The organism is Peribacillus sp. TH14, from assembly GCF_016651145.1.
In the GTDB taxonomy this organism is placed as follows: Bacteria; Bacillota; Bacilli; order Bacillales; family DSM-1321; genus Peribacillus; species Peribacillus butanolivorans.
Map to the genome: position 1 here is coordinate 138,630 of NZ_JAEKEK010000002.1, position 13,955 is coordinate 152,584.

The 13,955-nt window shown below is 37.0% G+C and carries 14 protein-coding genes and 1 pseudogene; 14 read left to right on the plus strand and 1 reads right to left on the minus strand.

Going from position 1 to position 13,955, the window contains the following annotated elements; translation table 11 throughout:
- Positions 1 to 14: 14 nt before the first annotated feature.
- The 14 genes from JFU50_RS28610 (at position 15) to JFU50_RS28675 (ending at position 13,577) form a co-directional block, all read left to right on the plus strand.
- Positions 15 to 1,028: a tripartite tricarboxylate transporter substrate binding protein gene (locus JFU50_RS28610; protein WP_056520279.1), complete on the plus strand. Its 1,014-nt coding sequence runs from the start codon at positions 15 to 17 to the stop codon at positions 1,026 to 1,028.
- A gap of 121 nt (positions 1,029 to 1,149) precedes the next feature.
- Entirely contained in the window at positions 1,150 to 2,604 is a 1,455-nt protein-coding gene (locus JFU50_RS28615; RefSeq protein ID WP_201225302.1) for an SLC13 family permease, read from the plus strand.
- Between the two features lie 274 nt (positions 2,605 to 2,878).
- Positions 2,879 to 4,261 (plus strand): MmgE/PrpD family protein, encoded by a 1,383-nt coding sequence (locus tag JFU50_RS28620; RefSeq protein WP_201225304.1) that lies wholly within the window; start codon positions 2,879 to 2,881, stop codon positions 4,259 to 4,261.
- On the plus strand, positions 4,231 to 4,440 hold the full coding sequence (locus JFU50_RS28625; RefSeq protein ID WP_201225306.1) for a hypothetical protein: 210 nt from the start codon (positions 4,231 to 4,233) through the stop codon (positions 4,438 to 4,440). Before JFU50_RS28620 ends, JFU50_RS28625 begins: the two co-directional genes overlap by 31 nt.
- A gap of 102 nt (positions 4,441 to 4,542) precedes the next feature.
- On the plus strand, positions 4,543 to 5,022 hold the full coding sequence (locus JFU50_RS28630; RefSeq protein WP_201225308.1) for a PaaI family thioesterase: 480 nt from the start codon (positions 4,543 to 4,545) through the stop codon (positions 5,020 to 5,022).
- 19 nt (positions 5,023 to 5,041) lie between these two features.
- Positions 5,042 to 5,887 carry a fumarate hydratase gene (locus tag JFU50_RS28635; protein ID WP_201225310.1) on the plus strand — a complete coding sequence of 282 codons (846 nt, stop codon included), beginning with the start codon at positions 5,042 to 5,044 and terminating at the stop codon, positions 5,885 to 5,887.
- A gap of 5 nt (positions 5,888 to 5,892) precedes the next feature.
- The gene (locus tag JFU50_RS28640) at positions 5,893 to 6,456 is read left to right on the plus strand and encodes a Fe-S-containing hydro-lyase (RefSeq protein WP_446728197.1); all 564 of its coding nucleotides are present in this window, start codon (positions 5,893 to 5,895) and stop codon (positions 6,454 to 6,456) included.
- Positions 6,457 to 6,500: 44 nt separating this feature from the next.
- The gene (locus JFU50_RS28645; RefSeq protein ID WP_201225314.1) at positions 6,501 to 7,685 is read left to right on the plus strand and encodes a CaiB/BaiF CoA transferase family protein; all 1,185 of its coding nucleotides are present in this window, start codon (positions 6,501 to 6,503) and stop codon (positions 7,683 to 7,685) included.
- A 159-nt stretch (positions 7,686 to 7,844) separates the two neighbouring features.
- Positions 7,845 to 8,501, plus strand: a complete 657-nt coding sequence (locus JFU50_RS28650; RefSeq protein ID WP_242489169.1) for a GntR family transcriptional regulator — start codon at positions 7,845 to 7,847, stop codon at positions 8,499 to 8,501.
- 278 nt (positions 8,502 to 8,779) lie between these two features.
- The gene (locus tag JFU50_RS28655; protein WP_201225318.1) at positions 8,780 to 9,706 is read left to right on the plus strand and encodes a hydroxymethylglutaryl-CoA lyase; all 927 of its coding nucleotides are present in this window, start codon (positions 8,780 to 8,782) and stop codon (positions 9,704 to 9,706) included.
- A 47-nt stretch (positions 9,707 to 9,753) separates the two neighbouring features.
- Positions 9,754 to 10,548, plus strand: coding sequence for an enoyl-CoA hydratase/isomerase family protein (locus tag JFU50_RS28660; protein ID WP_201225321.1), 795 nt, complete (start codon positions 9,754 to 9,756; stop codon positions 10,546 to 10,548).
- A gap of 54 nt (positions 10,549 to 10,602) precedes the next feature.
- The gene (locus tag JFU50_RS28665) at positions 10,603 to 11,763 is read left to right on the plus strand and encodes an acyl-CoA dehydrogenase family protein (protein ID WP_201225323.1); all 1,161 of its coding nucleotides are present in this window, start codon (positions 10,603 to 10,605) and stop codon (positions 11,761 to 11,763) included.
- 413 nt (positions 11,764 to 12,176) lie between these two features.
- On the plus strand, positions 12,177 to 12,539 hold the full coding sequence (locus JFU50_RS28670) for a YolD-like family protein (protein ID WP_207198907.1): 363 nt from the start codon (positions 12,177 to 12,179) through the stop codon (positions 12,537 to 12,539).
- Between the two features lie 207 nt (positions 12,540 to 12,746).
- Entirely contained in the window at positions 12,747 to 13,577 is an 831-nt protein-coding gene (locus JFU50_RS28675) for an ATP-dependent DNA ligase (protein WP_201225327.1), read from the plus strand.
- A 100-nt stretch (positions 13,578 to 13,677) separates the two neighbouring features.
- Here JFU50_RS28675 and JFU50_RS31210 read toward each other — a convergent pair.
- Positions 13,678 to 13,894 (minus strand): annotated as a pseudogene (locus JFU50_RS31210) (IS3-like element ISBce13 family transposase); the annotation flags it as partial.
- Between the last annotated feature and the right edge of the window lie 61 nt (positions 13,895 to 13,955).

Consider the following 13,955-nt stretch of genomic DNA (forward strand, 5'->3'; position numbering starts at 1 on the left):
TAGGGGGAATTATCATGAAGAAAAAAGAATTATTTGGTTTGCTTTCTGGTGTGATGGCATTGAGTATCGCTTTATCAGGCTGTACTTCAAATGCGGCTTCAGGCGATCAAAAAAAGGTGTCTGAATATCCGACAAAACAAATTGAAGTAATCGTACCATTTGCAGCCGGCGGTGGGACTGACCTTTCTGCCAGAGCAATGAGTGAATATTTAAGTGAAGAGTGGGGTAAGTCAGTGGTGGTCATAAATAAACCAGGTGCTGGCGGTGCAACAGGTACTCAAGAGGTTCTTAAGCAAGGTTCTAAAGACGGACATACCGTATTGGTTCAGAGTGTTTCCGCTGTATCAGCACTTTACGCAGGTAATACACATTTACCTTTTAGTATGAAAGACCAAAAGTTTCTAGCCAAAATGACAGGCGACCCTCTTGCATATGTTGTAAGTGCAGATTCTCCCTTCCAGAATATAAATGATTTAAATGAGTGGGTAAAGAAAAATCCAGATAAGTTTACATTTGCTAGCAATGGTCCCACGGCTATCGGGACTTTCGGTACGATCCAGTGGATGGATAGTATTGGTGCTGATTTCTCAAAAGATAGTCTTGTTGCGACCAATGGTTCAGGTGACGCACTTCCAAAGGTGGCAGGTGGACATATTACACTTGCCGTACAAGGGGTAAGTGAGGTATCCAATTTAACGAAAGCAGGCAAGTTGAAAATATTAGGTATTGAAGCACCTGAGAGAAGCCCGTTCTTCCCTGATGTTCCTACCATGAAAGAACAAGGTGTTAATAATATAGATGTTACGTTATGGTACGGCGTAACCGCACCTTCTGGAACTCCTGATTATGTAGTGAAAAAGTGGGAATCTACAATTAACAAAATGATAAAAGACCCTAAATTTCTCAAAAAATTAGATAGCATTAATGTTCGCCCTAATTATGCAAATGCTGCTGATTTTACCAAATCAGTAAAAGAAGAAACAAAAGATTATACGAAAATTGCAAAGGAAAAAGGATTAGTTAAATAGTTTATTTTTTCGAATACGTGAAGGGGATATGGGTATACATATCCTTTCTTTTTCTATGTATCGTTAGGTAAAAGTTAAATCCGAAAGCTCAAATTTTGAAAGGAAGGAGAGGTGAGAGGATATGAATTCACCAAAAATGAAAATTTCGGCGAAACCGTCACAGTCTTTGTCTATTAAAATTCCTAGAGTGCTTATTCTCACTTTAGGTCTGATTATTATGATTGTTGTCTACGTTATTCTTCCGCAGGAGTATACAGAGTCAGCAAGAATCATGTTAGCCTTTCTTGCACTTAGTGTATTTTATTGGACGTTTGAACCTATACCAATTGGGTTAACAGCACTAATCTTACTGGTTTTTATGCTCGTGTTCGGTGTGGTTTCTACAGAAGTGGTTTACAGTGGCTTTGCCTCCCCCGCTATTTTTCTTATTATCGGTGGAATGATGTTGGCAAGGGCTGTCAATGATACTCCTCTTGCCGAAAGAATTGCCTATATATTTTTGGCAAAATGGGGTGGTACAGCTAAGGGCCTATTAGCAAGTATTCTAGTCATACCGCAAATTCAATCGTTTTTTATACCAGCTGCCGCTGTTAGAACCGCTTTGCTCCTTCCTGTTGCATTAATGTCACTTGATACGATTGGAGAACGAGGAAAAGGTAACCTTACAAAACTGATCTTGCTGGGGGTCGCGTTCGGTTCCACTATTAGTGGAACAGCTGTCATGACAGCAGCTATTGGAAATATATTGACCGTTGAGTTATTAAAAGAATTTCTCGAAATAAAGATTACCTATCTTCAATGGTTTTTTTACACGTTTCCTATATGGATTGCCCTTATTCCTATAGCTTGGTATGTATTATTGAAAAGTTTCCCATTAACAGATGAAGAAAAAAACTTTCCCCATGTAAAAAAGGAAATAGAAAATAAACTTGCTGACCTTGGTAAAGTAAACAACGAGGAAAAAAGATGTATTGGTATATTACTATTAATTGTGGCACTTTGGTTTACAGAGCCCTGGCATGGTCTACATCCTAGTGTCCCAGCGCTTATAGGGGTCGTATTAATGACACTTCCAGGTATTGGGTGTACAAAGTGGGATCATATAATCAAAATTAATTTTGATACGGTTCTCTTAATGGGGGTAACGTTATCACTTGGTTATGCCTTTAATAAATCCGGAGCTGCTGCTCTTGTCGGTAAAAGTTTAAGTACAGAGTGGATTATTGACCTCCTGCGTTCTCCTGTATTGGCGGTGATTACCATCTTAGTTCTTACTCAAATACTACACATTGCCGTAGCAAACGTCTCTACGGCAGTAGTAACTTTGATCCCAATTTTTATAGGGTTAGCGACTCAAGCCGGAGCAGATGCTGTTCTTATTTGTTTGACAGCCTCACTAGCATGCTTGCACGGATATATTTTGGTTGTTGAAGCTACTCCAAATATAATTGTCCATAGTTCGGGGAGAATTCAACAAAAGGAGTTTTTTATTCCAGGAGTAAAATTAACAATTTGGATGAGCATCATAACACTCGTAACTGCTGTTACTTGGTGGAACTGGGTGGGATTATTATAAATAGTTACTATAAAACTTTCACATTTGAAAGAATTAGAAGAGCGGAATTTCAATGTACACATAAAGAGATCCGTTATATAATTTAAATATTCAAATTTATTAAAATATATAGACTTCTTTTTTTGGATCCTGTATCCTATAAATGAATACTGTTTTAAACAGCATTAAAGTGACTGTTTTTTTATAAAAATAATTGGATCCAATATCCAAAGAAGATTTCTTACTTACTTCTACTTATATACTAAAAAATTTTAGGAGAAATGAGGGTTTCTTAATGACACATAGCCAGACACTTGCACGTTTTATTTCTGAAACAAAGTATGAAAATATCCCAGATGAAGTGATTGAATTTACGAAGCTTTGTATTCTCGATTGGCTCGGGACTGCACTTGCGGGAAAAGATAAGGCCCCTATTCAAATGATTAACCAGTTCGTCGAGGAAACTGGAGGAAACCCTCAATCAACAACGATTACAGGCATTAAAACCTCGGCTGTAAACGCTGCGCTTCTAAACGGGGCAGCAAGCCATATTGTTGAACTTGATGACGTTCATAAGGGTTCTATTTTACATGCTGGCACTGTCGTGATACCGGCCGCGTTAAGTATAGCAGAAGCAAAAAATTGTAGCGGAAAGGAATTAATTGAAGCAGTGGTAGTAGGTTATGAAATCTGTTTCAGAATTGGAGAGGCTGTTTCACCTTCTCATTATTACTACTGGCATAATACAGCCACTTGCGGAACCTTTGGTGCGGCAGCTGCTGCGGCTAAGCTATTGGGGTTGAATGAGGCTCAAATTGCATCAGCTCTTGGAAGCGCAGGCACACAAGCGGCTGGTTTATGGGAGTTTATTGAGGACGGGGCGATGTCTAAACAACTTCATCCAGCAAAGGCCGCTTCAAATGGATTAATTTCTGCCCTTTTAGCAGAAAAAGGATTTACATCAGCAAGTAAAATTCTTGAAGGAAAACGGGGATTCTTCAAAGCAATGTCCGATGAATATGATGAATCGAAAATTACTCAGTGGCTGGGAAAGAGCTATAAAATTATTGAAAATTCCTTTAAAATTCATGCATCTTGTCGGCATACCCATCCTGCCATAGATATGATTATTGCTCTAGTGAAAGAAAACCCAATTCAATTAAGCCAAGTCTCTAAAATAAATGTTAAAACCTATCAAGTCGCATTAGATATTACGGATAATTCAGATCCTCAATCCGTGTATGCAGCCAAATTTAGTCTTCAATTTTGCGTAGCACTGGGATTAATTAACGAATCAGCCAGTTTATATGATTATAACGAAGATACATTATGGGATGAAACGATTCGTAAAACGATGTCACTAATAGCTGTATCAGTAGATCCAGAAGTAAATAGGGCCTATCCCGAGAAATGGGGAGCTGTGGTAGAGATTGAATTAACGAACGGAAAAATCCTTAGCAAACAAACAAATTATCCCAAAGGGGACCCTGAAAATGCTGTTACATCTCAAGATTTGATTGCAAAATTTGAACAGCTTACCAGTGAATACGATGTAAATGAAACCAAGATGTATATTGAGCGGATTATGAACCTGGAGACATTCCAAGTCGTTAGTGATTTTTTTGAAAAAAAAATGGGGGATGAACCATGGGGGCAAGAGAAATTGCACCAGCATTAATGATCAAGAAATGGCGGTTCCATTGGAATCGAGTTACTGGGTTGGTGGATAATAAGACGGTCAATTTAAGTGGAAATTTCCGGAACACTATGAAGAACATTGATGAAATTTGGTTGAAAGTAACTATTGCTAAGCATACATCACTGTACCGCAATTTAGTTATGAACCACTTTATTTAAAATCTATTAAACCATGTCAAAGAAGGTATGATGTGAAAATAGAACTGATGTAGATGATCAGAGGCCTACAACTAAAAAATAATACAAAGAGGCATTTAAATCATGGATGGACAAAAATTAAAACAAGAAATCAATGCGCGTTTAGAGAATTGTACCTTGAAAGAGCTAAAACATATACAGCATATGATTCATACGATGAAATGTCCAGAAAGAGGGGGTTTACATTACTTAGGAAGATTTCTGGGAATAAATCTAACAGAAATAGATAGGATTTCGATGGATCTTGGTATGCAAAATGCTAATAAATATGGAGTAGCGCAAGGTGGGGCCGTATATACTCTCGCTGATGTCGCTCTTGGTTATAAAATTATTTCTGACGTTGGTGACGAGAGTAAAGTTCTGACCATTGAGTTGAAGGTCAATTACATGAAGCAAGGAAAAGGCCGAAAACTTTATGCAGAACCCATTATTCTACATCAGGGGAAAAGTACGGTTGTTGGACAATGTATGATTTTAGATGAACAAAATGATGTTATTGCTGCTGCGCTAGGAACTTTTTTTGTAATGAGGCCAACCCATTGATTAAAGGGAGGTTAATAGATTGAGAACCATCCATTATAAAGATATTGTTCAAAAGGTTTCGGTCATTTGCCAGGAAGCAAATTATGACCTTGGACAAGATGTAGTACATGCATTTAAAACTGCTATGAAAAACGAAGCATCAGAAATAGGAAAAGATATTCTTGGCCAATTGATAGAGAATGCGAATATTGCAACGACAGAACGAGTTCCGATGTGCCAGGATACAGGAGTTTCTGTTTTTATTGTGGAATTAGGACAAGATTGCCATATTGATGGAGGCAATTTAAATGAAGCAATCAATGAAGGAGTCAAAAAAGGGTATGAGGAAGGCTATTTAAGACACTCAATTGTTGATCATCCAATTACACGAAAAAAAAGCCTTGGGTATAATACCCCTTCCATCATTCATGTTGAAATTGTACCAGGAGATCAGTTAATCATCCACATGTCAGCTAAAGGTGGAGGAAGCGAAAACATGAGCACGCTTAAAATGTTAAAGCCCTCGGACGGTCTTCAAGGAATAAAGAATTTTATCCTTGAAACCGTGCGAACAGCAGGGCCCAACGCGTGTCCCCCACTTGTAGTAGGAGTAGGAATCGGCGGGAACTTTGAAAAATGCGCCTATTTGGCTAAAAAGTCTTTGTTCAGGCCAATCGGGGTACGAAGCCATCTTGAAGAAATAGCGGTACTCGAAGCGGAGTTAATGGAGGAAATCAACAAACTGGGTATCGGTCCTCAAGGGATGGGGGGGAGTACAACGGCACTTGATGTGAAGATTGAAATTGCTCCTTGCCACATCGCCGCATTACCAGTAGCCATTAACTTAAACTGCCATGCAAGCCGACATAAAGAAATCACTCTTTAAATGAGGTGTTTATTTTGACTGTTAAAAGAGTAACTGTTCCCTTTGATACAGAAACCGTTCAATCATTAAAAGCGGGAGACCGGTTGTTAATAAGCGGAACTGTTTACGCAGCAAGGGATGCAGCACACAAACGAATGGCAGAATCCCTGGAAAAGGGTGAAGAGCTTCCTATTAATATAGATGGAGAAGTCATTTATTATGTCGGTCCAACTCCAGCCAAGACAGGACAAATCATAGGCTCTGCAGGACCGACAACAAGCGGCAGGATGGATAAGTATACACCAGCACTGTTGGAACTAGGCTTAAAAGGGATGATTGGTAAAGGATATCGAAGCCAGGATGTGATTGATTCGATAAGAAGTAACCAGGCACTTTATTTGGGTGCTATAGGAGGTTCTGGGGCCTTATTAGCGCGTACGATAAAAGAAGTAGAAGTAATCGCCTATGAAGACTTAGGAACCGAAGCCATTCGTAAAATGGTAATAGAAGATTTTCCGGTTATCGTCATAAATGATTCATACGGTAATGATTGGTATAAACAAAGCGCTGAAGAGTTTCGTATTAACTAGGAAGATACTTAGGTTTCTTATATTAAAACATAAGGAGGATTTCTATGTTGCCGTTAGAAGGAATAACTGTAGTAAGCTTAGAGCAGGCAGTAGCCGCCCCCTTTGCTACCAGACAATTAGCGGATTTAGGAGCGCGTGTTATTAAAATTGAAAGGCCAAATACAGGAGATTTTGCTCGAAACTATGATACGACTGTTCACGGCATGTCCAGCCATTTCGTTTGGTTAAACCGTTCCAAGGAATCCGTGTGTCTTGATTTAAAACAAGAAGAATCAACCATCATATTGGATAAAATTCTGTCAGAAGCTGATGTTTTTGTGCAAAATTTAGCACCAGGTGCAGTTGATAGACTTGGTTTCAGCCCATCTATCCTCAAGGAAAAATACCCTCAACTCATTATTTGTGGAATATCAGGATATGGATCGAATGGATCTTATCGGGACAAAAAAGCCTATGACTTACTCATTCAATGTGAGGCAGGTTTAGTTTCAATTACGGGAACCGAAGACAATCCCTCAAAATCTGGAATATCGATCGCGGATATAGCTGCAGGCATGTATGCGTATACCGGTATTTTAACGGCGCTTCTTGCCCGTCATAAAACAGATAAGGGTACAGTCATTGAAGTGTCTATGCTTGAGGCTCTTGCAGAATGGATGGGTTATCCGATTTATTATTCTGAATATGGGGGGACAGATCCAAAACGGACTGGTTCAAGCCATGCTACTATTTATCCGTATGGTCCTTTTAAAACAGGAGATAACAAGCTTGTTTTTATGGGAATACAAAATGAAAGAGAGTGGGCTTATTTCTGCGAAAAAGTTTTAGAAAGTCCTGATTTGGCCATCGATAGTCAATTCATTAGTAATTCGAAGCGTGTTTCTAACAGGGATATTCTGAAACCGATTATTGATTCTGCTTTCCATAAATTAAATGCAGATCAAGTTATTGATCTTCTTGAGAAAGCAAAAATTGCAAATGCACGTCTAAATACTGTAAATGATCTGGTTAACCATCCTCAGTTAAGGGAACGAAATCGTTGGAGGGAGGTTCATTCACCGGTTGGAACTTTAAAAGCATTATTGCCACCCGTAACGTTTGAAGATTTAGATGTAATTATGAATCCTATACCGGAAGTAGGAGAACATACAGAATCAGTTTTAAAAGAATTTGGAATTGACACAGAAACACTTCAACAAAGTAAAAAGACAGATGTTTTACAGAATTAAAGTAAACTGATAAAACCTATCATCCCTTTGTTTATGGTAGGTTTTTTACCGTATACTTTGTAAGATAATGAAAATTTTTATCGTTAATTACTAAGGGTAATGATATTCTAAATATAAGATAATTTCACCGAGAATGGATTGATATAATTGAAGAAAAACTTGAATTTAAAATTGGAAGATCGTGATACTCTTCATTTAAAAGTAACGAATGTAATACGACAAGAGATATTAAATGGTAATTTTGAGCCCGGGGAAAGATTAGTTCAAGAAGAGCTAGCTAATTCTTTAGGAGTAAGTAGAATGCCTGTACGAGAAGCTTTACGATTGCTAGAAGCAGAGGGATTAATTCAACTTGAACCTCACAAAGGCGCAATCGTGAAATCCATGGATGTGGAAGATGTAGAAGAAATATATGAAATGAGGTCAAGGCTTGAAGGGTTAGCTGTAAGTATAAGTGCAAATAAGCTAAGTGAAGAAGAGATTATCGAATTGGAAAAGTTGACTATGCAAATGAAAAACAATGATGAGGAAGAAGACTTTGTAAAAGCAAATATAGAATTTCATTCTATTTTAATGAAGCACTGTAACTGGAAAAGATTGATTGGTGTGATTGAAAAGCTATGGAATGGATTTCCCCAACAAACACCTACCATGCTGTCAGGGCAAATAGATCAATCAAATAAAGAACATGAAGAGATTTTAGAAGCAATCAAAAGAAATGACGCAGAACATGCAGGAGTTCTTGTGTCGAATCATATTAAACGAACCGGTAATTTACTGGTTAAAAATATGCAGGAGAATAGAAAGAAAAGGTAAAATAGAACTCAAAGACAGTATACCTTTATTCTCTTGACTAAACCTTATCAAAAGATAAGGTTTTTTTGCGCACTTAATAAGTAAAAAGATGTTAATTGCAAGTGAGGTAATACAAATACAGCTTAAACTCAGTAAATAAAAGAGATTGAAAAAGGGAAATCACAGTAGTTAAATTAAAACTCAAAATAAATTGTTAAAATATTTTGAATATGTAGACAAATTAAATTGGATCCAGTATCCTATTATTATATAAAATAATAAAAAGGAGTGATACGCTGTTGAAACTACAAGGTAGTATTCAAATAAATGAAGTGGGTTTGAGAGATGGGCTTCAATTAGAAGATCGGATATTATCGGTCGAACAAAAAATCAAATTAGTAGATGCTCTTATTGATGCAAATGTTAAGACTATTGAATTTGGTTCATTTGTTCATCCAAAGCTTGTACCTCAAATGAAAAATTCCAGAGAACTATATGAATTGATATCTGAAAAGCATCAAGATGTTGACTTTATTGCGCTAATTCCTAATTTAAAAGGGGTAATTCTTGCAGCAGAAGTAGGAGTTCAACGGGTGAATACAGTTCTTTCGGCTAGCAATACTCATAATCTTCAAAATGTAAGAAAAACTAAAAGACAATCATTAGAAGAATTTTTAAGAATAAAGGAATATTGTGAAGAGAAGGAGATATTGCTTGATTGTTCTATAGCTACTACATTCGGTTGCCCATTTGAAGGGGACATTCACGAAGAAGTCATCTTTTCAATTATCGAGAGCGTGATCCAAGCTGGAGTGAATGTAATTACTTTAGCAGATACAACGGGTATGGCAAACCCAAAACAGGTCTATGATCTTTCTAAAAATGTGTTGGAAAAATGGCCAAACCAACCTTTTAATTTACATTTTCATAACACAAGAGGAATGGGTTTGGCAAACGTATTAGGAGGGATCCAGGCGGGTATTAGTAGTTTCGATGCATCACTGGGTGGCCTGGGAGGTTGTCCGTTTGCACCAGGAGCAACAGGAAATATTTGCACAGAAGATGTAGTTCATATGTTAGAAGAGATGCAGTTGAAAACAGATATTTCCTTAGATAACTTATTGGAAGCTTCCAAGATGTTAAGAAGCATATTAGATCATGAGCTGCCTGGACAAATTCTCAAATCTGGAAAGAGTTCCAGACTATATCCTGTTCCAGCGATTTAGTAAACAATATTACTGCGAAAAAATGTTAGTACAAGGAGCTGGAAGATATGAAACAATGGGAAACCATCATTTTAGAAAAAAGTGATCGTCTTCAAGGTGTATATATCATAGCTTTAGATCGGCCTGATTCTATGAATGCTCTAAATACACAAATGGGCTATGATCTGATTGAATGCTTGAAAATGCTGAAAAAACAAAGTGATTGCAGGGTTTTACTACTAACAGGTTCAGGAGAAAAAGCTTTCTGTGTCGGGGCTGATCTAAAGGAAAGAAATGGAATGACAAAAGAAGATTGGAAAAATCAACATGATATTTTTGAGGAAGTGACATTATTAATTCGTGAATTTCCCTTTCCAGTGCTAGCTTTACTCAATGGTTACGCACTTGGTGGCGGCTTTGAAATAGCGTTAAGTTGTGACATGAGAATTGCTGCCTCTAATGTAAAGTTAGGTTTTCCAGAAGTAAAGATTGGAATTTTGCCAGGGATAGGAGGCACACAGCTGTTAACACGATTGGTGCCTACTGGTTTAGCGAAAGAATTACTATTTAGTGGTAAACAAATATCTGCCTCAGAAGCTGAGAAGATAGGGTTAATTAATAAAGTAATCAGTACTGATAACAATCTAGAGGAAGCGCTTTCATTTGTAAAAAATATCGCGAAAAATGCTCCTATTTCTCTTCAACAGATTAAAATGGCTGTGAATGCTGGCTCTCAAGTAGATTTAACCACCGCTTTAAAGATCGAACTTCAAGCTTATTATAAATGTGCAGATTCTGAAGATAGATTAGAAGGAATCCAGGCATTCAATGACAAAAGAGAGCCAGTTTGGCAAGGTAAATAATACCGGAAATCGTTCTCAAAATGAAAATTTTATAGATGACTAGGAGGAATTAAAATGACTACAAGTACAGTAACAGACCTTGATATAATTCGGAAAAGTGTTCGATCCCTTTGTGCGAAGTTCCCTGAAACATATTGGAAGGAATTAGATGAAAAGAAAGCGTATCCAGAAGAATTCATTAAAACCCTAACACAAGAGGGATGGTTATCAGTTCTTATTCCTGAAGAATATGGCGGTGCAGGTTTAGGAATGAAGGAAGCTAGCGTAATTCTTGAAGAAGTGAACAGATCTGGTGGAAACGCAGGTGCAGGGCATGCTCAAATGTATACAATGGGAGCAGTACTTCGTCATGGGAACCAAGAACAAAAACAAAGATTCCTCCCTAAAATCGCCAGTGGTGAACTCCGCCTTCAAGCATTTGGAATTACCGAACCTACAGCTGGAAGTGATACAACAAGCATCACGACTACAGCGGTAAAGAAAGGTAATCGATATATTGTAAATGGACAAAAAATTTGGATTTCACGTACAGAACATTCAGATTTGATGTTACTTTTAGCAAGAACCACACCTAAGGAACAGGTTGCCAAAAAGACCGATGGGTTAAGTTTATTCTTGCTTGATATGAAAGACCAAAAAGATAATATTACAATTCGGCCAATAGACACAATGATTAACCATCACACAACAGAAGTATTCTTTGAGAATGTAGAAATACCAGAAGAAAATTTAATAGGTGAAGAAGGAAAAGGATTTCGTTATGTACTTAGTGGAATGAATGCAGAACGAATTCTTATTGCCGCTGAAAGCATTGGCGATGGATTATATTTCATTGATAAATCTGTTCAATACGCAAATGAGAGAGTAGTATTTGACCGCCAAATCGGACAAAATCAAGGAGTTCAGTTTCCAATTTCCCAGTCTTATATGGAGATTCAAGCAGCTCAATTAATGAGAGATAAAGCAGCGGAAATGTTCGACAAAGGTGAGAACTGTGGAGCAGAAGCTAATATGTCGAAGTATTTGGCAACAGAAGCTACTTGGAAGGCTGCTAATGCTGCTATGACTACATATGGTGGCTACGGTTTTGCTACTGAATATAATATTGAAAGGAAGTTTCGTGAAGCACGATTGTTTATTGTGGCCCCAGTTACTAATAATCTTGTATTGAGTTATGTTGGCCAACATGTTTTAGGATTACCACGATCATTTTAATCCCTGATGATATTTTATAAGAATTAAATAATACCTTAAAAGTCCATCTTTATCCGGGAGTTTTCAGCCAACAAGGATTGACTTTTAAATGTAATTCAATGGTAATATTCGTATAATACTAATTATAGGTTAAATTGTAAAGTGACAATAAAGTCATATAATAAGTAGATTAGACGACACCAGTTCAATGTTCCTCGGTAATCCTTCCAGAAGGTATTGGAAAAAAGAATTCGTTGTCCCTTATAATTTTTAATAGGTTACTTTCTAATTGTTTTATCAGTAGTTGCAATTATTAAGTCAGTGAATTGTTGTCTTAAAACATAATAATTCTGGAGTACTTTGAAGAAGGGAAATTTTTCTCTTCTTTTTTTATACATAAATGAGAACTTATGTTCTATAATATGAGTTATAGGATGAATGGAGATGTTCTTATGACGCTTAAAGATCGTGGAAACATAAAGTGGCAATCGTCGATGTTTCTGCCCGAACACGTTAAACTGCTTAAAGACTTAAATAAGGATTATTATCGTCAAGTAAAGCCAATATTAGATGAATACCAGTTAGAGGAGTTTGAGAACAAGATACACACTGCTATGGAGTTTAGTTCAACTGTAAAGTTTACTGTTTTTGAAGATGGTTTTGATTGGGAATATACGGGAATAATTCACAGATTAGATCCGTTGACAAAGCTGATTCATTTAGAGGTGGAGAAAGATAAGGGGCATGTTATTAGGGTGAAGTTTGAGGATCTTGTAGCTGTAGATGTAATAAAGTGAAGATATGACTAATACTGAAACATCTACTTGTTTAAAATAATGAATTGCTAAAGCATCCTTTCGAGGGTGTTTTTTTACACGGGTGCGGAATAGGTAGATGTTAGGCATAGTACTGATACGTCTCAGTGAGGTTTTCTTTAGCTTTTACATTATCTACCTCAGAGAATATTGTAATATTAGTGCTACAATTATCTTGAGGTGATAACTTTGTTTATTTCTCCAATGCTTTTGCACAAAACAGAGCAACCCTTTGAGGATGATGATTTTATAACCGAGCTGAAGCTTGATGGGATACGTTTAATTCTTTCTAAGTTTGATGATCAGATTAAATTGTATACTCGCCACAATAATGAGGTCACAACGAAATTGCCCGAACTGCTCCAGTTGGATATTCCGGATGGAACTATCCTTGATGGTGAAATAATCGTGACTGATCAACAGGGTAAGCCCGATTTTGAAGCAATGATGGAAAGATTTCAATCCAAGAAATCAGAACAAGCAATACAATATTGCGTATTTGACGTAATTTATCATACTGGTGAAAAGGTAACTCATTTACCTCTAAATGAGAGAAAAGAGCTACTTGATGAAATTGTGGAAGATACTAATTTGATTTGTAAGGTTCGTTGGATGTATGGAAATAGCCAGGCTTATTTTGATTTAGTGAAACAACAAGGGCTTGAAGGAATCGTCCAGAAGAAAGCAAATTCACAGTATCTAATTAATAAACGATCTCATGATTGGCAAAAGGTTATTAATTATCAATACACAGATGCAGTCATAACTGGTATGCGAAAAGATGAATTTGGATTGCTGTTAGGGATTGAAGAAAATGACCGAATAAAGGCAGCTGGTATAATGGTGTTTGTCACGCCTGCAGCAAGGAAGCTTTTCTATAACCAGTATCAAGATTTAATTGTTGATGAAAACAAGAAATTCATATACCTTGATCCAAAGATTAAATGTAAGGTGAAATTCAGAAATTATACAAAGAATGGTTTGCTACGCATTCCGTCTTTTGTTGAATATATATCATAAGCGTCTATCCATTGGGTAGGCGTTTTTCATGTTCCTTGTAAACTTGAATGGAGCCATATAAGTTCGCAAACAAGTAAACGTTCTTTAAATGTCTTGTACATAGTTTAGAGTTTTGGATATGTCGAGTAAACTCACTGCTTCTATATTGTGAGCCAAGATCGGTATGAAGTACGAGGGCTTTTGCGATAAGTGTACGTTATAAAAGCTTTTATGACCAGTTCAGTAGTCAATGAACGAGAAAATGAATATCCTACTATTTTCTTATAATGAAGGTCCAATACCGAAGCTAAATAACACCATCCGTCTTTTAACGTGTAGTTGCCCTTAATTGTTAACTCAACATTTACATGGATAAACAGTTCTATAATAGAACGTTCT